We start from the raw sequence: 21,833 nt of genomic DNA, 5'->3' as shown, positions 1-21,833 counted from the left end.
GGGCGCGTGAGAGCTCGGGGGTGCGGGTTTCGTTGGCGGGTGCGGGTGGTTCGTGGTTGCTCACGCAGTTCCGCGCGCCCCTGAAAAGCAGGGGCTGCGCCCCGTGCTTTCCAGGCCCGCAGGGGCCTGATGCCTTCAGGGGCGTGGGGAACTGCGCGAGAAGCCCCACGCACCCGCACCCGACAGCGCACCCGTCCTGGCACCGCAGCCAGAAAACACCCGGACCCGCAGGCGACAAGGCACCTGCGGGTCCGGGTCACATCTCACACGGCTCAGGCCGGCGCGAGCGTCACGCCGCCTTGGGCGCGTTGACGTCCGCGGGCAGCGCCTTCTGCGCGACCTCGACCAGCGCGGCGAACGCGGTGGCGTCGTTGACGGCCAGCTCCGCGAGGATCTTGCGGTCGACCTCGATGTTCGCGGCCTTCAGACCCTGGATGAAGCGGTTGTACGTGATGCCGTTGGCGCGGGCAGCGGCGTTGATGCGCTGGATCCACAGCTGCCGGAAGTCGCCCTTGCGCTTCTTGCGGTCGTTGTAGTTGTAGACCAGCGAGTGGGTGACCTGCTCCTTGGCCTTGCGGTACAGGCGCGAACGCTGACCGCGGTAGCCGGAGGCCTGCTCGAGGATCGCCCGGCGCTTCTTGTGGGCGTTGACTGCCCGCTTGACGCGTGCCACTTTTTAACTCCTTGTAGCGGGGCCGTGGTTGTCGTCACACGACCCGAAATCGATGGGGTCCCGGTCCTGACGTACGGCGCTCACAGGGGGCGCCGCGAACGTCACTTGCCGAGAAGCTTCTTGATCTTCGCGGCGTCGCCCGGGGCCATCTCGGCGTTGCCGGTGAGGCGACGCGTCACGCGGGACGACTTGTGCTCGAGCAGGTGGCGCTTGCCGGCGCGCTCACGGAGCACCTTGCCGGAGCCGGTGATCTTGAAGCGCTTGCTGGCACCGCTGTGCGACTTGTTCTTCGGCATAGCGCCGTTCTCTCCTCGTCAGTGGCGCTCCGGTGCCCGGTCGCGAAACCGGGCACGACGGAACGTCATTTCTTTCGGTTGGCACCCTGGACCGGTGTCCAGGGGTTCCCCCGGACTCGCGTCCCGGGGACTTACGCCTCGGCAGGCTCCTCGGCCGGCGCCTCTACCTCGACATGCTCGGCGTCGGCGGCGTTCTGCGACTTGCCGGGGTTGGCCTTCGCTTCCGCCTTCCGGGCTTCCTGAGCCTGACGGGCCTCGGCCATCGCCTCGGTCTTCTTCTTGTGCGGACCGAGGACCATGATCATGTTCCGGCCGTCCTGCTTCGGGTTCGACTCGACGAACCCGAGCTCCTGGACGTCCTCCGCGAGACGCTGCAGCAGTCGGTAGCCCAGCTCGGGCCGGGACTGCTCGCGACCACGGAACATGATCGTGATCTTGACCTTGTCGCCCTGCTTGAGGAACCGGACGACGTGACCCTTCTTGGTGTCATAGTCGTGCGGGTCGATCTTCGGCCGGAGCTTCATCTCCTTGATGACCGTGTGCGCCTGGTTCTTGCGCGCCTCACGGGCCTTCATGGCCGACTCGTACTTGAACTTCCCGTAGTCCATGAGCTTGCAGACCGGCGGACGGGCGTTCGCGGCCACCTCGACGAGGTCGAGGTCGTACTCCTGCGCAAGCTCCAGGGCCTTGGCAAGCGGAACAATCCCGACCTGCTCGCCGCTGGGACCGACAAGTCGCACCTCGGGAACGCGAATCCGGTCGTTGATGCGGGGCTCGGCGCTGATGGATCCTCCTCGGTAGCACCACACGACGGTCTGGCGGACCGCCGCGTCATGTCTGGTTGACATCAGGACCAACCACCGGGAGCCATGAAAAATGCCCCTGACGGAACACAGGCGGGGCTCCATGAACTGCCGGAGCACCGCCGCGGGTGTGCCGCGGGGCGCAATATCGGACGACTCCACCGTCCGTACGGAACGGTGGGGGCCGCCTGACCGGGTGACCTGCCGCCCCGGAGGACAGTCAGGTGGGAGTGCGGAGCCTCCACTTGCGGGCCGGACACACAGGTGTCCAGCCGGTCGTTGACACAACCATACCGGGTTCAAACCTCCCGTGCCAATCGGGCCGCGGCGGACTCCCGCAGGTCGGGAGGTACGTGGCGGGGCCTATCGTGTGGGGCATGAGTGAGACCCCTCCTGAGAACCCCGACTTCGACTCGATGACCCGCGACATCGCCGAGGTCCCCGCGGTCGAGGTGATCGTGACGGTCGCCGTCAACCTGATGAGCGCCGCCGCGGTGAAGCTCGGTCTGACCGAGGAGGGCGACAAGTACAAGGACCTGGACGAGGCCCGCAAGCTGGTCACCGCCCTCGCCGGTCTGCTGGACGCGTCCGCGACCGAGATCAGCTCCTTCCACGCGGCCCCGCTGCGCGACGGTCTGAAGTCGCTGCAGCTGGCGTTCCGCGAGGCGTCGCTCGTCCCGGACGAGCCGGGCCAGGGCCCGGGCGAGAAGTACACGGGCCCGATCTACGGCTAGGGGCCGGCTGTCCCCGAGGGCTACGCCCGTACGTACAGGGGCTCGCCCGGTGGGGTCGCCCCGGCCGGCAGCAGTGCCAGGTCGAGGCCGCGTACCAGGCGGGCCCGCAGTGTCTCGTCGGCGGCGATGCGCCCGGCGACGGCCCGCGCGGTCTCGGCCGGGGGCGCGGTCGCGTCGAGCACCAGGGCCAGGGTGCCGTCGGCCTGTCCGGGACCGAGGTGCGCGCGGAGCACGGCAGGCTCCGCCGCGACGGCGGCGCGCACGGCGTCGAGGACCGCGGGGTCGGCCAGCGGGTCGGTGGTGGTGCGTCCCTCGGCGAGCGCGAGCAGGGCCCGGCCGGTCAGCTCGTAGGGGACGGGGCCGGCCAGGTCGAGGACGATCGTGTCGGCCTTCTCGTGCGCGGCGGCCTGCAGGGCCTGGTGCAGCGGTACGGCGACGGGGCGGGCGGCGGGGTCCCAGCGGGCGAGGCTGTCGGTGGAGGTGAAGGCGGGCAGCGCGGTGCGGTCGCCGGCCTTGAGGGTGGGCACCGCCATGTCGCTGGTCTTCTCGCGGCGCAGCCCGTTCTCGTCCACCTCGACCTCGCCGAGCACGGCCACGACGGGCACGAGCAGCCGGGCGCCCTTGAGCGCTTCGAGGACCGGCTCCACGGCGGTCCGGTCGTCGGCCCAGGCGGCGAGCGCGGCGCTCAGCCGGGGGTCGGCGGAGCCGTCGTCGTCGGAGAAGCCGGGGTCGGGAATGTTCTTGTTCGCCACGGTCGTCGACCCTATCGGGGGAAGTCTCCAGGGCGTTCGCCAGGCCGGAAACGTGACTGTCACCTCACTCACGGTTTTCTCAGCCATCCCTGACAAGCATCTAACAATCGCCTAACCACACGCACAGCCCGGCGCAGAACCATCAGGCATGCCCTGTCGCAGAGCCCTTCGCCGTGCCCGTCCGTCCGGGCGCCGTCCGCTCGTCCACCTCGCGATGGCCTCTCTGGTCGTGGTGGGCGGCACGGCCGCGGGGACGGTGTTCATGAGGGCCCAGGCGCAGGACCGTGCCCCCTCCGCCGTATCGTCGCCCTCGGCCTCGGCACCCTCGTCGGCGGCCGCTGAGGAGGCTTCGGTGGACCCGGTGGCGGCGCCAGACGTGGATCATGACGACCTGCTCGCGACGGCCATGGCCGAGGTGACCGTCGAGGACGGGGCCGCGATCTCCGTCGCCGTGCTCGACGTGGCGTCCGGAGACCCGGCCGGGTACGGGGACGCCTCGTTCGACACCGCGAGCATCGTCAAGTTGAACATCCTGGCGGCGCTGCTGCTCCAGGCGCAGGACGCAGACCGGCGACTCACGGCGCAGGAGCGGACGTACGCCTCGGCGATGATCCGCGACAGCGACAACGTCTCCGCGACGGCGCTGTGGAAGGTCATCGGGCAGGCGGCCGGGCTGGACGCGGCGAACGAGCGGTTCGGGCTGACGGCCACCGAGGGCGGCGACGGGCTCTACTGGGGTCTCACCCAGACCACGGCGGCCGATCAACTCGTGCTGCTGCGGCAGGTGTTCGGCGACGACCACACCTCCGAGCTGAGCGCGGCCTCGCGGGCGTACGTCCAGGAGCTGATGGGGCGGATCGCCGAAGGTCAGGACTGGGGTGTCTCGGCCGTGGCGACGGATGACGCCTCCGGGTCCGGCTTCGCCCTGAAGAACGGGTGGCTGCCCCGCACCGCCACCGGGTTGTGGGACATCAACAGCGTCGGCCGGGTCGAGGTGGACGGGCGGGAGTTCCTCGTGGCCGTGGTGTCCGACGGGCACACGACGAAGGCGAAAGGCGTCGCCGCGGTCGAGGCGGCGGCGAGAGCCGCCGTGTCGGTCTTCACGGACACGGCGGGGCCGGAGAGCACGGAGGGCACGGTGGCGGCGGCGGGCACGGCGGATGCCGCGGAACGGGCGGGCGCGGCGGAGACCGCCGAGGCCGGAAGGGACGTGGCGGGGACGGACGGGGCGGGGACGGACGGGGCGGGGACGGACGGGGCGGGGACGGACGTGGCGGGGGTGGCCGGCACCTCGTAGGCGCGGGCCTCGGACGATCGCGCCTCGGACGATGCGGGCGGCGCGGGCGTCAGACGATGAACTCGTCGGGGCGGCCGCGGCCCCGGCCGCGCCAGATCACCACCGCCGTGATCAGCAGGACCACACCCAGGCCGCCCGCGACGGGGGCCGTCCAGCCGACGGTGGGGTCCTTCTCCTCGACCGGGTCAGGGCCGGAGCCGAAGTACTTGCCGCCGTACGCCGCGGCCCTGAGGTCGTCGGGCTCCAGCTTGCCGCCCTCCTCGATGGCGGCGGCCGGGTCGACGAAGCCGAAGCCCCGGGAGTCGTCGCGACCGCCGACCGGCGCCTCGCTGGCGGTGTCCTCCAGGAGGCGTTTGACCTGGGCGGGGGTCAGGCCCGGGTGGGCCGCCCTGATGAGGGCGACGGCGCCGGAGACGAAGGCCGCGGCCGCGCTGGTTCCCCAGCCCTCGTAGTACTTGCGGTCCGGGTCGGCGATGACGACATCCATGCCGGGGGCACTCACGGTGGCGTACCAGCGGCGCGTGGAGAACGGGGCGCGGTCGCCGTCCTCGTCGACCGCCGTCACCGCTATCACGCCCGGGTAGGCCGCCGGGTAGGAGACGTGGTCGCCCTTCTCGCCGCCGTTGCCGGCGGAGGCGACGACGATCGAGCCCTTGGCCAGGGCGTACTGGACGGCAGCGTCCTCGGAGGGCTCCGGGTGGGCGGACTCGGAGTCGTCGCCGAGGGAGAGGTTGATGACGTCGACACCCTGGTCGGCGGCCCAGCGGATGCCGTCGGCGAGGGCGTTGCCACGGGTGCTGCGGGCCTTGGAGCGGGACGGGTCGCCGTCCTCCAGGATGACGCGGACGGGGAGGATCTTGGCCTCGGGGGCGATGCCGAGGACGCCTTCGGAGCGGTTCGCGCCGTGGCCGTGGCCGGCGATGATGCCGGCCATGGCGGTGCCGTGGCGGGCCCAGGAGCGGTCGCCGCGCGACGCCCCGAAGCCGACCATGTCCTTCGTCGGCAGGACGTTGCCGGCCAGGTCGGGGTGTTCGTCGTCGACGCCCGTGTCGAGCACGGCGACGGTGATCCCGGCGCCCTTCGTCGTTCGCCACGCCTCCTGGGTACGCATCGCGTCCAGCGCCCACTGCTGGTCCCGGATGCCGTCGGCGTGCGCGGCGGTGGACGGCAGGAGCGCCAGGGAGGCGGCGAGGGGGGCGCTGAGCAGACCGGTCCGCAGACGCCGACGGCGGCGGTCACGCGGGCCGTGTCGTCGGCCGGCTGCGTCGAGGGCTTCGGTCCGCGCCGGCTTCTCGGCCGTCCCCGCGGCGGTGACGGTCTCGGCCGGTCCGTCCGGCCCGGCGGGTGGTGCGGCGGTCTCGGATTCGTCGGCTTTCACGAGGGCTGCTCCGTGGCGGACGCGGCGGTCTTGCGCAGGCCGCGTTCGATGCGGTCGGCGAGGCCCTTCGCCTCGTGGCCGAGGCCGGACTGGGCCGGGGCGGTGGTGGCGCCGGACCTCATCGCGTCCTCGGCGGCCTGCGGTTCGGTGACCGTACGGCCGTCCGCGAAGCCGGACACGGCGTAGACGACCACCGGGACGTCGGTGAGGACGGAGATCGTCCACGAGGCACGCTGCTCGTCGCCGAAGCCGGCGGCGACGGTGCCCTCGGCGGCGTACGGGCGGGGCATCAGGTCGGTGCGGCGGTCGAGGCCCTCCTTGGTGAAGCGGGCCTTGAGCGCGGTCATGGCGGCGGCGTCCGTCCTGGTGAACAGCAGGCCGACGGTGGTGACATTGCTCCGGGTCGCGTCGGTGTAGGTGGCGCGCAGCAGCCGCAGGCAGCCGACCGGGGCGAGGACCTTGCGCAGCAGCGGGTCGAAGGCGTCGGCGCAGCCGCTGTCGGGCGCGACGGCGATCCGGGTCCAGGTGCGGTCGGTGCCGCCCGGTCCGGCGCCCTCGCCCTGGACGGTGGGCGGGAACAGCGAGTCGACGGGTACGCCGTGCCACAGCTCACCGGCCGCGGCGAAGGCGTCGCGGGAGCCGTCCGCCCCGGAGTCCCCGGTGAGCCAGCTCCCGGCCGCCGCACCGCCGATCAGCCCGAAGCCGAGCACCACGCAGACGGCCATGGCCGCCGCGCGCGCCTTGGTGGGGCGGGGCCGGCGCCGCGTGTCCCGCGGCTCGGGCGGCGTCCAGGGTGAGGTGTCCGGCTGCGCGAACGTGACGAAGGGCCGCGCGGGAGACGTTCCGAGCACGCCGTCGATGGCCTCGGCCGACCGCCGGGAGGAGGTGGACGGGGGCTGCCAGCCGCCGGGGCGCTCGGGGGTGAGGGGCCGCGGCCTGGGCGTCCCCTCGGGGCCGGTCTGCTCCGGCAGCGAACGCCGGAGGGGCGGGGCCGTGGGCGGCACGGCGGCACCCGGAGCGGGTACGCGGTCGCGCGGCGCGGGCGTCGAGGGCTGTCCCGGCGGGCGTGAGGTCGAGTCGCGGGGGCCGGAGTCGCCGGGGCGGGACGAGGTGCCGTCGGAGCGAGGCCCGGCGGGCCGAGGGGGTGCGCCGTCGGCGGTGGACCCGGACGGGCCGGTGGACCCGGACGGGCCGGTGGGCCGGGACGCACGGTCGCCGAAGGTCGCGCCCGAGTCACCGGCCCGGGCACCCGGGGCCTGCGCGGAGGTGGCCGTAAGCCGCCCGCTGGTGGGCCGGGCGGGTGGGATGTCGGGGAAGCGCGCCGAGGCCGGGGGCGGGGCGTCGGCCTGGCGCCGGGCGGCCGACGGCTCGTCCGGGATGCGAGCGGACGCGGTGGGCGGGCCGTCCGGGGGGCGAGCCGACGCTGAGGGGGTGCTCTCCGGGAAGCGGGTGGCGGAGGGCGGCGGGGTGCTCAAGTGACGGGTCCGGGCCGCTCGTCGGTCGTTGGGGAAGCGGGGCGACGACGTGGGAGGGGCCTCCGGGGCGGGGGCCGTCGTCGAAGGGGTGTCCGGGATGCGGGCCGAGGCCCTGGGAGGTGTGTCCGGGAAACGGGCGGAGGCCGCCGGGGGCGGGGGCGGCGTGGCGGAGGTTTGGGCGTTCTGGTTCGCGGCGCGCCGGAAGTCGGCGAAGCGCGGGTGTTCGGCGCGGCGCCCGCCACCACCACTGTCCACGACGGAACCCGACCCTCCGTTCTGCTCGAACGACTGGCCGGAGCCTCGCGCGGGCGCGTGGCCACGCCCGTGGCCGCTCTGCCCCGAGTCACGTCCGGGAACACGACCGGCCGCTGGGCCGGAACCTCGGCCACGGGAGGGCCCGGGCTCGCCCTGGCTGCCGGAACCCCGGCCGCTCCCAGCGGAGTTGGGCCCCTCCGGCGCACCCGGGTGTCGTACGTCCCGGGCCGCGCCGGGCGTCGACGCGGGCGCGGAGGACGGGCGGGGCGGGGTGCCGGGTCGCGCGGGCACACCTGCCGTCGGCGGCCGCTGCGGGCGGCGTGGCACGCCGGGTCCGCCTCCGGCGGACGGCGCACGGTCGGGACGAGGCGGCGGCACCGAGCGCGAACCTCCGGCGACGGAGTCCGTCGGGGTGTCCGGTGCGGGAGCGTCCGGTGTCGAGCCGCTGGGGGGCGGGGCCGACGGCTCATGGCCCGGGGGTATGGAGGGGCGGGGTGGGACCGGGGGGCGTGGGGGAATGGAGGCGCGGCGCGCTTCCGTGCTCATGCACCCCCCGTTTCCTCGTCCCTTGCAGACCCGGAGGTCGTCGTTTCCCGCAGACCCGGAGGTCGGCTTCTCCCGCAGACCCGGAGGTCGTTGTTCCGTGCATACCCGGAGGTCGTCCAGGTGTTCGACCGCTCATGGGGAGCGGTCGTCACGCATGTCGTGGGTGCGCCCGCCGAGCCGCCCGGCACCTCGGGCAAGCCATACCCGTGGCAGCGGATCGGCATCCCCGTCGAGGTCGTCCCTGCGTGCGCGTCACTCTACGGGTTGGCCCCGGTCGAACGGGAACCAGTCCCGCGGGACTGCGGCTTAAGCCCGGAACGTCCCCCTACCCTGCGGTAATCATGTCTGGCAGGCTTCGTGCATGACTGCGCGCGCCGCCGACCGGGCCCGGTACGACCGGGCCACAGCTCATCTCGACGCCCCGCTGGCGATCGTCGACCTCGACGCCTTCGACGCCAACGCCGACGACCTCGTCCGCAGGGCCGGCGGCAAGCCGATCCGCGTCGCGAGCAAGTCCGTTCGCTGCCGGGCGCTGCTGGAGAGGGTCCTGGCCCGTGAGGGCTTCCAGGGCATCATGTCGTTCACCCTCGCCGAGTCCCTGTGGCTGGCCCGTTCCGGGTTCGAGGACGTCCTGCTCGCCTATCCGTCGGCGGACCACGAGGCGTTCGCCGAACTGGCGGGCGACCCCAAACTCGCCGCCGCTGTGACCGTGATGGTCGACGACCCCGCCCAGCTCCAGCTGATCGACGACTCCCGACGCGGCGGCACCGAAGTCGTACGGGTCTGCCTGGAGTTGGACACCTCGCTGAAGCTGCTCGGCGGACGGGTGCGCGTCGGCGCGCGGCGCTCCCCCCTGCACTCCCCCGCGCAGGTCGCCGACATGGCGCGCGCCGTGGCCGAGCGCCCGGGGTTCAAGCTGGTCGGGATCATGGCCTACGAGGGGCATATCGCCGGCGTGGGCGACTCGGTGGCCGGACGGCCGCTGCGTTCGCGGGCGGTGCGCATGATGCAGGCCACCGCGAAGAAGGAGCTGGCCGCGCGGCGGGCCGAAGTGGTGCGGGCCGTCCGGCGGGTGGCGCCGGACCTGGAGTTCGTGAACGGCGGCGGCACCGGCAGTGTGCAGCACACGGCGGCCGAGGAAGCGGTCACCGAGATCGGCGCGGGGTCCGGGCTGTACGTGCCTCGGCTCTTCGACAACTACACCTCGTTCACGGGGCGTCCGGCCGCGCTGTTCGCGATGCCGGTCGTACGGCGCCCGGGTGTCGGCGTCGTCACCGTCCTGGGCGGCGGTTACCCGGCCTCCGGCGCGCCCGGCCCCGACCGGCTGCCGGTGCCGTATCTGCCGGAGGGGCTGAAGTACGACCCGCAGGAGGGGCCGGGCGAGGTGCAGACCCCGCTGCTCGGCGCGCCCGCCGACGATCTGCTGCTCGGGGACAAGGTGTGGTTCCGGCACGCCAAGGCCGGTGAGCTGTGCGAGCGGTTCGACGTGCTGCACCTGGTGGAGGGCGACGAGGTGACGGCGACCGTGCCGACGTACCGCGGCGAGGGGCATACGTTCCTTTGACATGCTCCTCGCCCTGGAGGGCGAGGATTCTGGCCTTCTCGACTGGTTGCCGTGCCGCTAGGCGGCACGGTTTCCGGTCGGGATTCCGTGGCTTCCTGTTTCTTCGCGCTGTGCCGGGACTGCTCCTGGTCCTACCGGCGCTCCGCAGGCCGACGCCGCCAGTCCGGCGGCCGTCTCGATGTTGAGTGCGGCGTTGTGGTCCCGGTCGTGGAGGGTGCCGCCGGCCTCACACCTCCATTCCCGCACGTGCAGACCCTCCCGCCCCCGTGAACCCCGGTAGCGCGGGGAGCGGTCGGGGGCCCGGCGCGGGTTCCCGGTCCCGTACCCGGGCGGGGCTCGGGCTCGGGCTCGACGCAGCTCACGAGGGGCCGAGGCTGCTGCCCACTCCCCCGCCCGTGTCGGCCTCCGCGTCGCCCGCCGGGCGGATGCCCCGGACGATCTCGTCGATGTCGTCGAGCGGCGGGCCGTCGTCGCCCGCGTCGAGGGCGAACCGGACCAGGACCGGGGCCTCGGAGCCGACGCTGGAGGGGAAGACGAGGGACTGGACGTAGCCGCCGGCCCCCGCCCCCGTCGTCACCCGCCAGCGCACGTAGTAGCCCGCGCGGCCGGCGACGGCGACCGAGCCGGAGCCGACGACCTCGTGGCCGGTGATGCCGCCGTACGGCTGCTGGTCCAGGACGTCGCGGTCGAAGGCGTCGTTCGCGGCGTCCTCGATGTCCTTCTCGGCGAGGATCTTCGGGGAGGTCTCGTCGCTGCCGGTGACGGTCCGGGAGACGACGACGCCACCGCGGCACACACTGCCCTCGCCGGGGCAGTTGATGGTGCCGTCGGTGACCAGGACGGCGTCCTCCTCACCGGACCGGTCGCCGTCCTCCCAACCCTCGGGGATCGGGAAGGTGATGCCGTTGAGCTCGTCGGCGACGCGGTCGGCGTCCTCCGAGGGGGACGGGCCGGCGGACTCCGTCGGGGAGGGGCTGTCCTTCCCGTCGGCCCCGGAGGTCGGGGACGCCGTGGTGGTCCTCGTCCCCTGCCCGCCGTCGCCGTCCTTGCCGAGGAGCAGGACACCGCCGGTGACCGCCCCGGCCACCAGGACGGCGCCGACGGCGGCCAGGGCCACGACCTTGGTGCGGCCGGGGCCCCGGCGCGTGGGCGGCTGGGGCTGGAGCACCGGGGGGACGGACTGTTCCGGCTGGCGCCGGTGGTCGGTCCACGCGGTCCCGTCCCACCAGCGTTCGGTGAGCGGGTAGGACGGGTCGCGGTACCAGCCGGGCGGCGAACTGCTCATCCCGGCACTTTAATCACACCGACGGGGCCGGTGTTCCGGGTCCCGGGACGGACCGCCCGGAGCGACGCCGGGACCGACCGCCCGGAGCGACGCCGGACGGACCGCCTAGAGCGGGGTGACGTACGCGCCCGAGATACCGCCGTCGACCAGGAAGTCGGTGGCGTTCACGAACGAGGAGTCGTCGCTGGCGAGGAACGCGACGGCGGCCGCGATCTCGGTGGCCTCGGCGAACCGGCCGACGGGGATGTGCACGAGCCGGCGCGCGGCCCGCTCCGGGTCCTTGGCGAACAGCTCCTGGAGGAGGGGGGTGTTCACCGGTCCCGGGCAGAGCGCGTTGACGCGGATGCCCTCCCGGGCGAACTGCACGCCCAGCTCCCGCGACATCGCCAGCACACCGCCCTTGGAGGCCGTGTACGAGATCTGCGAGGTCGCGGCGCCCATGCGGGCCACGAAGGACGCGGTGTTGATGATCGAGCCCTTGCCCTGGCGGCGCATGTAGGGGATCGCGGCCTTGCAGCACAGGTACACGGAGGTGAGGTTGACCTCCTGCACCCGCTTCCAGGCCTCCAGGCCGGTCTCCAGGATGGAGTCGTCGTCGGGCGGGGAGATGCCCGCGTTGTTGAAGGCGATGTCGACGCTGCCGTAGGTGTCGTACGCGGTCTTGAAGAGCGCCTCGACCTGCTCGGCGTCGGTGACGTCGACCTTGACGAAGAGCCCGCCGACCTCCTCGGCGGCCGCCTTGCCGCGCTCCTCGTCGAGGTCGCCGCAGACGACGTGGGCGCCCTCGGCGGCGAGCCGGCGCGCGGTGGCGAGGCCGATGCCGCTGCCGGCACCGGTGATGACGGCGGTGCGGCCGACCAGGCGGCGGCAGATGTTCTCAGGGGACGTCGAGGTCACTGTGCGGGGCCTTCCGTGCTGATGAAGACGTTCTTGGTTTCGGTGAAGGCGGCGAGCGCGTCCGGGCCCAGCTCACGGCCGATGCCGGACTGCTTGAAGCCGCCGAAGGGGGTCCAGTAGCGGACGCTGGAGTGCGAGTTGACGGACAGGTTGCCCGCGCGGACGCCCTGCGAGACCCGCAGGGCTCGGCCGACGTCCCGGGTCCAGATGGAGCCGGAGAGGCCGTACGGGGTGTCGTTGGCGAGCCGGATCGCGTCCGCCTCGTCGGTGAAGGGCAGCAGGACGGCCACGGGTCCGAAGATCTCCTCGCGGGCGGCGGCGGAGTCGGGCCGCTCCCCGGTGAGGACGGTCGGCGGGAACCAGAAGCCGGGCCCGTCGGGGGCGTCGCCCCGCAGCGCTGCCGCCTCCTCGGGCACGAACGACCGTACGCGGTCCAGCTGTTGACGGGAGATCAGCGGGCCCATCTGCGTCTTCTCGTCGGCGGGGTCGCCCACGACCACACCGGCCAGCGACTCGGCGAGCAGGCTCTGGACCTCGTCGTACACGGACTCCTGGACCAGGACGCGGGTGCGGGCGCAGCAGTCCTGGCCGGCGTTGTCGAGGAAGGAGAACGGGTCGACGGCCCTGGTGAGGTCGGCGTCGGCGAAGACGATGTTCGGGCTCTTGCCGCCGAGTTCGAGGGTGACCTGTTTGACCTGGTCGGCGCAGAGTTCCATGACCCGCTTGCCGGTCCGGGTGGAGCCGGTGAACACGATCTTGGCGACGCCGGGGTGCTTGACGAGGGCCTCGCCGGTGATGTCGCCGCGTCCGGGCAGGACCTGGAAGAGATGCTCCGGGAGCCCGGCCTCCAGAGCGAGTTCGGCGAGGCGCAGCGCGGTGAGCGGGGTGGTCTCGGCGGGCTTGAGGACGACGGCGTTGCCGGCGGCGAGTGCGGGTGCGGTGCCCCAGGCGGCGATCGGCATGGGGAAGTTCCAGGGCGCGATCACTCCGACGACCCCGAGCGGTTCGAGGATCGTGACGTTCATGCCGCCGGGCACCGGGATCTGCCGGCCGGAGAGCCGTTCGACGCCGCCGGCGGCGTAGTCGAGCAGGTCCCGGACGTTTCCCGCCTCCCAGCGGGCGTTGCCGAGGGTGTGTCCGGCCTCGCGGACCTCCAGGCGGGCGAGCTCCTCGACGTGGTCGTCGACCACGGCGGCGAAACGGCGCAGGAGCCGGGCCCGGTCGGCGGGTGCGACGGCGGCCCAGGCGTGCTGGGCCTTCTCCGCCCGGCGCACGGCGGCGTCGACGTCGTGCTCGGCGGCGCCCGCGACGGCGGCGATCACCTCCTCCGTCGCCGGATTGAGGACGTCCAGGATGTGGTGCTGGGACAAGGGATGCCTCACAGACGTTCGAAGGAGCGGCGCAGCTCCCAGTCGGTCACGGCGGCGTCGAAGGCCGCCAGCTCGACGCGGGCCATGTTCAGGTAGTGCGCGACGACCTCCTCGCCGAAGGCGGCCTTGGCGATGGGGCTGTGCTCCCAGAGCTCGGCGGCCTGGTGCAGGGTGGTCGGCACATGGTCGTACTCGGCGGTGTAGGCATTGCCCGCGCACACCTCCGGCAGTTCCAGCTTCTGCTCGATGCCGTGGAGGCCGGCCGCGATCAGGCCGGCGACGGCGAGGTGCGGGTTGACGTCACCGCCGGGGAGCCGGTTCTCGAAGCGCATCGAGCGGCCGTGGCCGACGACCCTGAGCGCGCAGGTGCGGTTGTCGTACCCCCAGGCCACGGCGGTCGGGGCGAAGGAGCCCGGCTGGAACCGCTTGTAGGAGTTGATGTTGGGGGCGTAGAGCAGCGAGAAGTCCCGCAGGGCGGCCAGCTGTCCGGCGAGGAAGTGCCGCATGACCTGGGACATCTCCTGCCCGTCGGCCATGACGTTGGTGCCGTCGGCGTCAGCGAGGGAGAGGTGGATGTGGCAGGAGTTGCCCTCGCGCTCGTTGTACTTCGCCATGAAGGTGAGCGAGACGCCCTCCTGTGCGGCGATCTCCTTGGCGCCGGTCTTGTAGATGGCGTGCTGGTCGCAGGTGACCAGGGCCTCGTCGTACTTGAAGGCGATCTCGTGCTGGCCGGGGTTGCACTCGCCCTTGGCGGACTCGACGGTCAGCCCGGCGGCCGCCATCTCGTTGCGGATCCTTCGCAGGAGGGGCTCGATACGGCCCGTCCCGAGGACCGAGTAGTCGATGTTGTACTGGTTCGCCGGGGTCAGGCCCTTGTAGCCGGCGTCCCAGGCCTGCTCGTAGGTGTCCTTGAAGACGATGAACTCCAGCTCGGTGCCCACGTTGGCCGTGTAGCCCAGTTCCGCGAGGCGCTCCAGTTGGCGGCGCAGGATCTGACGGGGCGCGGCGACGACCGGGGAGCCGTCGTTCCAGGCGAGGTCGGCGATGAGCATGGCCGTGCCCTCGTTCCAGGGCACCCGGCGCAGTGTGGAGAGGTCGGGGTGCATGGCGAAGTCGCCGTAGCCGCGGTCCCAGGAGGACATCGCGTAGCCGTCGACGGTGTTCATCTCGGTGTCGACGGCGAGCAGGTAGTTGCAGCCCTCGGTGCCGTGGGCGAGCACCTCGTCGAGGAAGAAGCGCGCGGCGAACCGCTTGCCCTGAAGTCGCCCTTGCATGTCGGGGAAGGCCAGGACGACAGTGTCGATCTCACCGCCCGCGACGAGGGTGTGCAGTTCCTCGACGGAGAGCGGGGGTGTGTGGTCTGCCACGGGAAAGCCTCCTAGGGGCTTCTTCGGCCACCCCGGAGCCATTCAGCCATCCGGGAGCCATAAGGTATTACCCGTAACCATTAGTTGGGAAGGGGGAACGGTCACATGTCGCGGACAGGGACGGAACCGCAGACTCCGTGGGCCGACGACCGACTGGCGTCCGTCCTGCGTCCGGTCCGGGCGGGCAACGGCTTCGAGGAGGCACTGGAGCAGATCCTCCAAGTGGTCCGGCTCGGCCTGGTGCCCGGCGGCGAACGGCTGCCGGCCGAGCGCGAGCTGGCGGAGCGGCTCGGGATCAGCCGGGTCACGCTGCGCGAGGTGCTGAAGGTGCTCCAGGACCAGGGCCTGATCGAGGCCCGGCGCGGACGGTACGGCGGAACGTTCGTGCTGCCGCGCGCGGAAACCCCGGGCGAGGACGAGCTGCGCCGGCGCCTGAAGGGCATCGACGTCGAGGACACGCTGCGCTTCCGCGAGGTGCTGGAGGTGGGCGCGGCGGGGCTGTGCGCGGCGCACGGTCTGAGCGACGACCAGACCGAGCGGCTGCGCGGGGCCCTGGCGCGCACCCACAACGCGCCGCTCACGGAGTACCGCCGGCTGGACACCCTGCTCCACCTCACCATCGCCGAACTGTCGGGCTCCCCCTCGCTGGCCGCCCAGTACGCGGGCGTACGCGCCGGGGTCAACGACCTGCTCGACTGCATCCCGCTGCTGGTGCGCAACCTGGAGCACTCGCAGCAGCAGCACACGGCGCTGGTGGAGGCCGTCCTCGACGAGGACGCCGAGGCGGCGCGGGAGATCATGCGCGAACACTGCGCGGGCACAGCGGCGCTGCTGCGCGGCTTCCTGGGGTGAGGGCGGATGTGGCGGCCGGGCGAGAACATGATGGATTTACGACCGCGTAACGCAGGGGTATTGCTTTTCGGCCACCCCTCCCACAAAGGTATGGATCCATTCCTTTGAGTGGGGAGAGTGGGCCATGTCCCTGAAAGCCACCGACACCGCCGACGCGGCGGACGACTACCTGGAGCGCCGGACGCTCCGCCGGGGCAGCGCCGGCTGGGTCCTGCTGACCGGCCTCGGCGTCGCCTACGTCGTCTCCGGCGACTTCTCCGGCTGGAACCTCGGCCTGGCGGAGGGCGGCTTCGGCGGCCTGGCGATCGCCACGGTGCTCATGGGCACCATGTACGCCTGTATGGTCTTCGCCCTCGCCGAACTGTCCGCGATCCTGCCGACGGCGGGTGGCGGCTACGGCTTCGCACGCCGGGCGCTCGGCCCGTGGGGCGGCTTCCTGACGGGCACGGCGATCCTGATCGAGTACGTGCTCGCCCCGGCGGCCATCGTGATCTTCATCGGTGACTATGTGGAGTCGCTGGGCCTGTTCGGCCTGGAGTCCGGCTGGCCGGTCTACTTCGCCTGCTTCGCGATCTTCATCGGCATCCATCTCTGGGGCGTCGGTGAGGCGTTGATCGCCAGCTTCGTCGTCACCGGCATCGCCGTCTTCGCCCTGATCGTGTTCGCCCTGGGCGCGCTGCCCGACTTCAGCGTGTCCGCGCTCGACGACATCCCGGTGGACACCGGCGCGTTCGGCGCGAGTTCCTGGCTGCCCATGGGGCTGCTGGGCATCTGGGCGGCGTTCCCGTTCGGCATGTGGTTCTTCCTGGGCGTCGAGGGTGTGCCGCTGGCCGCCGAGGAGACCAGGGACCCGGCCCGCACCCTGCCGAAGGCCATCCGCTGGTCGATGGGTGTCCTGGTGGTGCTGGCGGTGATCACCTTCGTCGCCGCGGCCGGGGCGCGTGGCTCCGCCGCCATCCAGGACGCCGGCAACCCGCTGGTCGAGGCGCTGCAGCCGGACGGCAAGGCCACGGCGCTCAGCCGCTTCGTGAACTACGCCGGTCTGGCGGGTCTCGTGGCCTCATTCTTCTCGCTGATCTACGCGGGATCGCGCCAGCTCTTCGCGCTCTCCCGGGCCGGCTACCTCCCGCGGGTCCTGTCCCTCACCAGCGGCCGCAAGGCCCCGTACCTGGGCCTGCTGGTGCCGGGCGCCATCGGTTTCGCGCTGGCCGCCGCGACCGGGGACGGCGGCCGGATGCTGAACATCGCCGTCTTCGGCGCGACCATCAGCTACGCGCTGATGGCCTTGTCGCACATCGTGCTGCGCCGCCGGGAGCCGGGCCTGGAGCGGCCCTACCGCACGCCGGGCGGGGTGCTGACCTCCTCGGTCGCCCTCGTCCTCGCGTGCTCCGCGCTGGTGGCGACGTTCCTGGTGGATGTGACGGCGGCCTTCATCGCGCTCGGCGTGTACGCGGTCGCGGCGGCGTACTTCGGGCTCTACAGCCGCAAGCACCTGGTGGCGAAGGCACCGGAGGAGGAATTCGCGGCGCTGGCCGCGGCCGAGGCAGAGTTGGCGCGGGACTGAGCGTCGCGTTCCACGGGTCGCGTGGGGTGTGACGTTCACGGCTCGCACGCGTGAGGAGCAAGTGTGACCAGGCCGTTGATCGGTGTGAGTACGTATCTGGCAGACGCGCGCTGGGGCGTCTGGGAGCTGGAGGCGGCCCTGCTGCCGGCCGGCTACCCCCGGCTCGTGCAGGCGGCCGGCGGCATGGCCGCGATGCTGCCGCCGGACGACCCGGCACACGCCGCCGGGGCGGTCGCCCGCCTCGACGGCCTGGTCATCGCGGGCGGGCCCGATGTGGACCCCGCCCGCTACGGAGCCGAGCGCTCCCCGCGCTGCGGCCCGGCCGCGCCCGAACGCGACGCGTGGGAGCTGGCGCTGATCCGGGCGGCGCTGGACTCCGGCACCCCGCTCCTCGGTATCTGCCGCGGCATGCAGCTGCTGAACGTCGCCCTCGGGGGCACGCTGATCCAGCACATCGACGACCACGCGGTCGGGATCGGTGTCTTCGGCCGCCACGCGGTGAAGCCCGTACCGGGCACGCGCTACGGCGACCTCGTCCCCGAGGAGACGGACGTCCCGACCTACCACCACCAGGCCGTGGACCGCCTGGGCACCGGCCTGCTGGCCTCGGCCCACGCCTCCGACGGCACGATCGAGGCCGTCGAGCTGCCCCCGCCCGCCTGGGCGTTGGGCCTGCAGTGGCACCCTGAGATGGGCGAGGACGTACGGGTGATGCGAGCGCTGGTGGAAACGGCGACGCTCTGAGCAGCCGCCGCCCTCGCCCCCGCCGCCCCGTGAAAAAGCCGGGGCTGCGCCCCAGCTTTGCCAGGCCCGCAGGGGCCGAAATCCTGTAGGGGCGCGGGGAACTGCGCGAGAAGCCCCACCGGAGCCGCACCCGCCCACGACACACGCACCCCCGGCGCCGTCAGACGGCCGTAGGCCCCCGCGTGAGGCCGAGCAGGTCCCGCGCAGGTCCCGTCGGGCGGTGGCCCGTCGGCCACACCGCTCGCAGGGCGCGCCGCAGGCGGACGCCGTTCACGGGGACGCTGACCAGACGGCGGGCGGAGAGTTCCTCGCCGAGGGCGAGTTCGCTGAGCACCGCCGGGCCCGCGCCGCTCAGCGCCGAGGACTTGACCGCCGTGGTGGAGGAGAGCTCGATGAGGGGCCGGGCCAGGCCGCCCAGGGCCGCTTCCAGGACCTGCCGCGTACCCGAGCCCTTCTCGCGCAGGATCAGCGGCGTGGAGGCCAGCTCGGCCGCCTCCAGGGGTTTGCGGCGGCGCGCCCAGGGGTGACTCGGCGCGGTCACGACGATCAGGTGGTCGTGCGCTATCACGGCCGCGTCCAGCCCGGCCGGAACGGTCGGCCCCTCGACGAACCCCAGGTCGGCCTCGTCCGCGAGCAGCCGCTCCGCCACGACCGTCGAGTTGCCCGCGAGGAGCGAGACCGCCGTGTCCGGGCGCGCGGCGCGCAGCGCGATGAGCCAGCCGGGCAGCAGGTACTCGGCGATGGTCATGCTCGCGGCGACCCGGAGCCGGGAGTCACGCCGGTCCCGCAGCGCCTGCGCGCCCGCGTCGAACGCCTCGGCCGCCTCCACGATCCGGCGGGCCCAGTCGGTGACGAGCGCCCCCGCGTCGGTGAGCCGGGACCCGCGCGGCGACCGGTCGACCAGCGCCACCCCCAGCTGTCGTTCCATCGAGCGGATGCGGCTGCTCGCGGCGGGCTGGGTGATGCCCAGCTCCCGCGCCGCCCGGCCGAGCGAGCCCAGCCGGGCCACGGCCAGCAGCAGTTCGAGCGCCCCGAGATCCGGCACCCGGTGGGCCAGCCCGCCCCGCTCCCCGTTCGTCTCGCTCATAACCCAAGCTTATGTCCCCATACAACCGGACTCCCTGGTGGGCCCCGCACGGCGGCGGGACGCTCGACGCATGGCCACCGCAGTCCGCCCAGCCCGCCCGTCCACGCCCCACCCTCACCCCCGCCCCCGTCCGGGTGCGCCCGCGTCCCGCCCGCTCCCGTTCCCCGCCCTTCGCCACCTCGGCCCGAACTGGTACGCCCCGGTCATGGGCACCGCCATCGTCGCCTCCGCCGGTGCCGGACTCCCCCTGGACCTCCCAGGTCTGCGGACGGCCTGCGCGGCGGTGTGGGCACTCGCCCTCGTCGCCCTGGTCGCCGTCCTCGGCGCCCGTGCCCTGCACTGGACCCACCACCGCGACCAGGCCCGCGCCCACCTCCTGGACCCGGCCGTGGCCCCCTTCCACGGCTGCCTCTCCATGGCCCTGTCGGCCGTCGGCGGCGGTGCCCTGGTCGTCGGCCGCGACTGGACCGGTGTGCGGGCGGCCGTCGCCCTGGACGTCGTGCTCTTCTCCGCCGGGACGGCCGTGGGCCTCGTCGCCGCCGTGGCCGTGCCGTATCCGATGATCGTCCGGCACCGGATCGACGCGGACCGGGTCACTCCGGCCCTGCTGCTGCCCCTCGTCGCCCCGATGGTCTCCGCCGCGCTCGGTCCGTTGCTCGTGCCGCACCTGCCGCCCGGGCAGGCCCGGCAGACGTTGCTCTTCGGCTGTCTCGCGCTGTTCGGGGTGAGCCTGCTGGCGACACTGCTCGTCCTGCCGGCGGTGTGCGGCCGGCTCGTCACGGCGGGGCCGTTGCCGCTCGCGCTGACGCCGAGCCTGTTCCTGGTCCTTGGACCGCTCGGGCAGTCGGCCACCGCCGTCGGCAACCTCGCCGACGCGGCCCCCGGCGCGCTGCCGGCCCCGTACGCGCACGCCCTCACCCCGTTCGCCGTCCTCTACGGTGTCCCCGTCCTCGGCTTCGCGCTGCTCTGGCTCGCGCTCGCCACCGCTCTGGTCGTCCGTGCCCGGCGGCGGGGCATGGGGTTCTCGATGGCCTGGTGGGCGTTCACCTTCCCGGTCGGCACCTGTGCCACCGGCGCGACGGGACTGGCCCGGCACACGGGACTGGTCGCCCTGGACGTCCTCGCCGTCGCGCTGTACGCGCTGCTGCTGGCGGCCTGGGCCACGGCCGCCGTGGGCACCGTGCGCGGTCTGGTCAGCGGAGGGCTGCTCGCAGCGCCGCGTCCAGCACCCGCGGCGCCTCGGCCAGCGACGGCCCGTACCAGGTGAGGTGCCGACCGCTGAGCAGCGCGCAGGGCAGCCCGGGAAACGCCTCGGGACCGTCGTCGGCCGTGAAGCGGTACGGCTCGTCGGGCAGGACCACCACATCGGGCGCGGCGGCCCGCAACTCCTCAACGGGGACCCGGGGATAGCGCTCCGCGTGCCCGGCGTACAGATGGTCCACGCCGAGCCGGGCGAGCACGTCACCGGCGAAGGTGTCCCGGCCGAGGACCATCCACGGCCGACGCCAGACGGGCACGACGGCCGTCGTCCTGCGGCCGGGCGTCAGCGGACCGTCCACGGCGGCGGCCGACGGCCGGGACCATGCCGACTCCGCCTCGTCCAGCCAGCGCGGCCGGGAGCGGGCCCCGCAGGCACGCAGCACCCGGTCCAGTTCGGCGAAGGCGCCCGGTACGTCCCGTACCTCGGTGACGAGGACCTCGACCCCCGCCTCGCGCAGAGCGGCCAGGTCCGCCGCGCGGTTCTCCTCCTCGTTGGCGATCACGAGGTCGGGGGCGAGACGGGCGATGTCGTCGGTCCTGGGGTTCTTGGTGCCGCCGATCCGGGCCACGTCAAGATCACTCGGGTGGGCGCACCAGTCGGTGGCGCCCACCAGCACGCCGGGCAGCGAGACGGCGACGGCCTCCGTCAGCGAGGGGACGAGGGAGACGATCCGGGGAACGGAGCCCACGGCGATCTCACGCGCCCTTGCGGTGACGGTCCTCCAGGGCTTCGATGTGGTCCGCGACGGCGACCACGATCACCCGGGTCTCGGGCTCGGTGGCCCGCCAACGGTGCCGTACGCCACCGGACATGTACAGCGTGTCACCGCGTCCGAGGCGGTGGGCACGGCCCTCGGCCTCGACCTCGACGGCGCCGTCGACGACGTACATCAGCTCGTCGTTGCGGTGCTGGACCTCGCGGCCCTCGTCGTGGTCGCCGGTGAACTCCATGGCGTGCAACTGGTGGTGACCGCGCACCAGGGAGCGCGAGCTGGAGTCGGGGGGCGTGAAACCGTCCTCGTCGGCGGCGCGCACCACGTCGACACTGCACGCCGGATCGGCCGCGGCGAGGAGTTCGACGGCTGTGGTGCCGAGGGCGTCCGCGATACGTTCCAGGGAGGGCCTGCTGGGGCGGGCCCGTTCGTTCTCGACCTGGCTGAGGAAGGGGACCGACAGGCCGCTGCGCTCGGCCACGGCGGCGAGGGTGAGCTCCTGTGCCCGGCGCCGCCGCCGGACGGCCGCGCCCACCCGAAGGGGCTGTTCTTTGTGGTCGCCCATCGCTCCGGCTCCCTCCTTCGCTCGTCGGTCGGCTCACGGACACCCCACCGGGCGGCCCCGCGAACGCTCACTGGTCCGGTTACGGATGGCCACCCGTCCGGCACTCACCGGGCGCGCTCGTCCTGATGAGTTCTCTGCACCCTACGCATGTTCGGCAAACCGTTTCACGCGCCCGTCACATCCCTGTAAACCGGCAGGGGGTCCATGCTCACACTTCTCGCCAGCCGCGTCCTCCTCCCGCCTCCCCACCCACGGCGTTCTGGTGCCGCACGGCGGGCGGGGCGGCCGCCCCGGCGAACGCGTGGGGTGACACGTGCCGCACGCCCCGTCACCGACACCCGCCGGGCGGGTCCGCC

At 73.1% G+C, this 21,833-nt stretch carries 21 protein-coding genes; 7 read left to right on the top strand and 14 right to left on the bottom strand.

Annotated features, from left to right (window positions below):
* Positions 1-289: 289 nt before the first annotated feature.
* The 3 genes from rplT to infC form a co-directional block, all read right to left on the bottom strand.
* Entirely contained in the window at positions 290-673 is a 384-nt protein-coding gene (rplT, locus tag GWK25_RS16005; RefSeq protein WP_033531708.1) for a 50S ribosomal protein L20, read from the bottom strand.
* Positions 674-774: 101 nt separating this feature from the next.
* Entirely contained in the window at positions 775-969 is a 195-nt protein-coding gene (rpmI, locus tag GWK25_RS16000; protein WP_003977225.1) for a 50S ribosomal protein L35, read from the bottom strand.
* Between the two features lie 131 nt (positions 970-1,100).
* Positions 1,101-1,817 (bottom strand): translation initiation factor IF-3, encoded by a 717-nt coding sequence (infC, locus tag GWK25_RS15995; protein WP_221522910.1) that lies wholly within the window; start codon positions 1,815-1,817, stop codon positions 1,101-1,103.
* A 332-nt stretch (positions 1,818-2,149) separates the two neighbouring features.
* On the opposite strand from infC, the gene GWK25_RS15990 reads away from it, so the two are divergent.
* A complete protein-coding gene (locus GWK25_RS15990; RefSeq protein ID WP_033531706.1) occupies positions 2,150-2,506 on the top strand; it encodes a DUF1844 domain-containing protein in 357 nt (118 codons plus the stop codon).
* Between the two features lie 20 nt (positions 2,507-2,526).
* On the opposite strand, the gene GWK25_RS15985 is transcribed toward GWK25_RS15990, so the two are convergent.
* On the bottom strand, positions 2,527-3,258 hold the full coding sequence (locus tag GWK25_RS15985) for an SseB family protein (RefSeq protein ID WP_215450887.1): 732 nt from the start codon (positions 3,256-3,258) through the stop codon (positions 2,527-2,529).
* 148 nt (positions 3,259-3,406) lie between these two features.
* Between GWK25_RS15985 and GWK25_RS15980 the strand changes: the two genes are divergently transcribed.
* A complete protein-coding gene (locus tag GWK25_RS15980; protein ID WP_251828879.1) occupies positions 3,407-4,555 on the top strand; it encodes a class A beta-lactamase-related serine hydrolase in 1,149 nt (382 codons plus the stop codon).
* Between the two features lie 49 nt (positions 4,556-4,604).
* On the opposite strand, the gene mycP is transcribed toward GWK25_RS15980, so the two are convergent.
* Both mycP and GWK25_RS43505 read right to left on the bottom strand, forming a co-directional pair.
* Entirely contained in the window at positions 4,605-5,774 is a 1,170-nt protein-coding gene (gene mycP / locus GWK25_RS15975) for a type VII secretion-associated serine protease mycosin (RefSeq protein WP_215457394.1), read from the bottom strand.
* 155 nt (positions 5,775-5,929) lie between these two features.
* The gene (locus GWK25_RS43505) at positions 5,930-7,663 is read right to left on the bottom strand and encodes a hypothetical protein (protein WP_251828878.1); all 1,734 of its coding nucleotides are present in this window, start codon (positions 7,661-7,663) and stop codon (positions 5,930-5,932) included.
* 907 nt (positions 7,664-8,570) lie between these two features.
* On the opposite strand from GWK25_RS43505, the gene GWK25_RS15965 reads away from it, so the two are divergent.
* Positions 8,571-9,773 carry an amino acid deaminase/aldolase gene (locus GWK25_RS15965; protein ID WP_215450886.1) on the top strand — a complete coding sequence of 401 codons (1,203 nt, stop codon included), beginning with the start codon at positions 8,571-8,573 and terminating at the stop codon, positions 9,771-9,773.
* Positions 9,774-9,830: 57 nt separating this feature from the next.
* Here GWK25_RS15965 and GWK25_RS15960 read toward each other — a convergent pair whose 3' ends face one another.
* From GWK25_RS15960 to GWK25_RS15940, 5 genes are all read right to left on the bottom strand, one after another.
* Complete coding sequence (locus GWK25_RS15960; RefSeq protein ID WP_286014632.1) at positions 9,831-10,130, bottom strand: zinc ribbon domain-containing protein; 300 nt, start codon at positions 10,128-10,130, stop codon at positions 9,831-9,833.
* Position 10,131: 1 nt separating this feature from the next.
* Entirely contained in the window at positions 10,132-11,058 is a 927-nt protein-coding gene (locus tag GWK25_RS15955) for a DUF2510 domain-containing protein (protein WP_215450885.1), read from the bottom strand.
* 105 nt (positions 11,059-11,163) lie between these two features.
* Positions 11,164-11,955 carry a 3-oxoacyl-ACP reductase gene (locus tag GWK25_RS15950; RefSeq protein ID WP_215450884.1) on the bottom strand — a complete coding sequence of 264 codons (792 nt, stop codon included), beginning with the start codon at positions 11,953-11,955 and terminating at the stop codon, positions 11,164-11,166.
* Positions 11,952-13,325, bottom strand: a complete 1,374-nt coding sequence (locus GWK25_RS15945) for an aldehyde dehydrogenase (protein ID WP_215450883.1) — start codon at positions 13,323-13,325, stop codon at positions 11,952-11,954. The genes GWK25_RS15950 and GWK25_RS15945 overlap by 4 nt, the downstream gene beginning before the upstream one ends.
* 8 nt (positions 13,326-13,333) lie before the next feature.
* Complete coding sequence (locus GWK25_RS15940; RefSeq protein WP_215450882.1) at positions 13,334-14,692, bottom strand: glutamine synthetase family protein; 1,359 nt, start codon at positions 14,690-14,692, stop codon at positions 13,334-13,336.
* A gap of 105 nt (positions 14,693-14,797) precedes the next feature.
* Here GWK25_RS15940 and GWK25_RS15935 point away from each other — a divergent pair, with 105 nt between their 5' ends.
* The 3 genes from GWK25_RS15935 to GWK25_RS15925 all read left to right on the top strand — a co-directional run bounded on the left by GWK25_RS15935 (position 14,798) and on the right by GWK25_RS15925 (position 17,852).
* Positions 14,798-15,544 (top strand): FadR/GntR family transcriptional regulator, encoded by a 747-nt coding sequence (locus GWK25_RS15935; protein WP_215450881.1) that lies wholly within the window; start codon positions 14,798-14,800, stop codon positions 15,542-15,544.
* 124 nt (positions 15,545-15,668) lie between these two features.
* Complete coding sequence (gene eat / locus GWK25_RS15930) at positions 15,669-17,108, top strand: ethanolamine permease (RefSeq protein WP_215450880.1); 1,440 nt, start codon at positions 15,669-15,671, stop codon at positions 17,106-17,108.
* Positions 17,109-17,171: 63 nt separating this feature from the next.
* Positions 17,172-17,852 carry a gamma-glutamyl-gamma-aminobutyrate hydrolase family protein gene (locus tag GWK25_RS15925; RefSeq protein WP_215450879.1) on the top strand — a complete coding sequence of 227 codons (681 nt, stop codon included), beginning with the start codon at positions 17,172-17,174 and terminating at the stop codon, positions 17,850-17,852.
* Positions 17,853-18,012: 160 nt separating this feature from the next.
* On the opposite strand, the gene GWK25_RS15920 is transcribed toward GWK25_RS15925, so the two are convergent.
* Positions 18,013-18,939 (bottom strand): LysR family transcriptional regulator, encoded by a 927-nt coding sequence (locus GWK25_RS15920; RefSeq protein WP_215450878.1) that lies wholly within the window; start codon positions 18,937-18,939, stop codon positions 18,013-18,015.
* Positions 18,940-19,009: 70 nt separating this feature from the next.
* Between GWK25_RS15920 and GWK25_RS15915 the strand changes: the two genes are divergently transcribed.
* Complete coding sequence (locus GWK25_RS15915) at positions 19,010-20,206, top strand: TDT family transporter (protein ID WP_215450877.1); 1,197 nt, start codon at positions 19,010-19,012, stop codon at positions 20,204-20,206.
* Here GWK25_RS15915 and GWK25_RS15910 read toward each other — a convergent pair.
* Both GWK25_RS15910 and GWK25_RS15905 read right to left on the bottom strand, forming a co-directional pair.
* Entirely contained in the window at positions 20,133-20,888 is a 756-nt protein-coding gene (locus GWK25_RS15910) for a helical backbone metal receptor (protein WP_215450876.1), read from the bottom strand. The genes GWK25_RS15915 and GWK25_RS15910 overlap by 74 nt on opposite strands.
* 7 nt (positions 20,889-20,895) lie before the next feature.
* Positions 20,896-21,477 (bottom strand): helix-turn-helix domain-containing protein, encoded by a 582-nt coding sequence (locus GWK25_RS15905; RefSeq protein ID WP_215450875.1) that lies wholly within the window; start codon positions 21,475-21,477, stop codon positions 20,896-20,898.
* Between the last annotated feature and the right edge of the window lie 356 nt (positions 21,478-21,833).

The sequence above is a fragment of the Streptomyces sp. ATCC 21386 genome (assembly GCF_018728545.1).
Taxonomy (GTDB): Bacteria; Actinomycetota; Actinomycetes; order Streptomycetales; family Streptomycetaceae; genus Streptomyces.
This window is presented reverse-complemented; position numbering and strand designations above follow the sequence as displayed.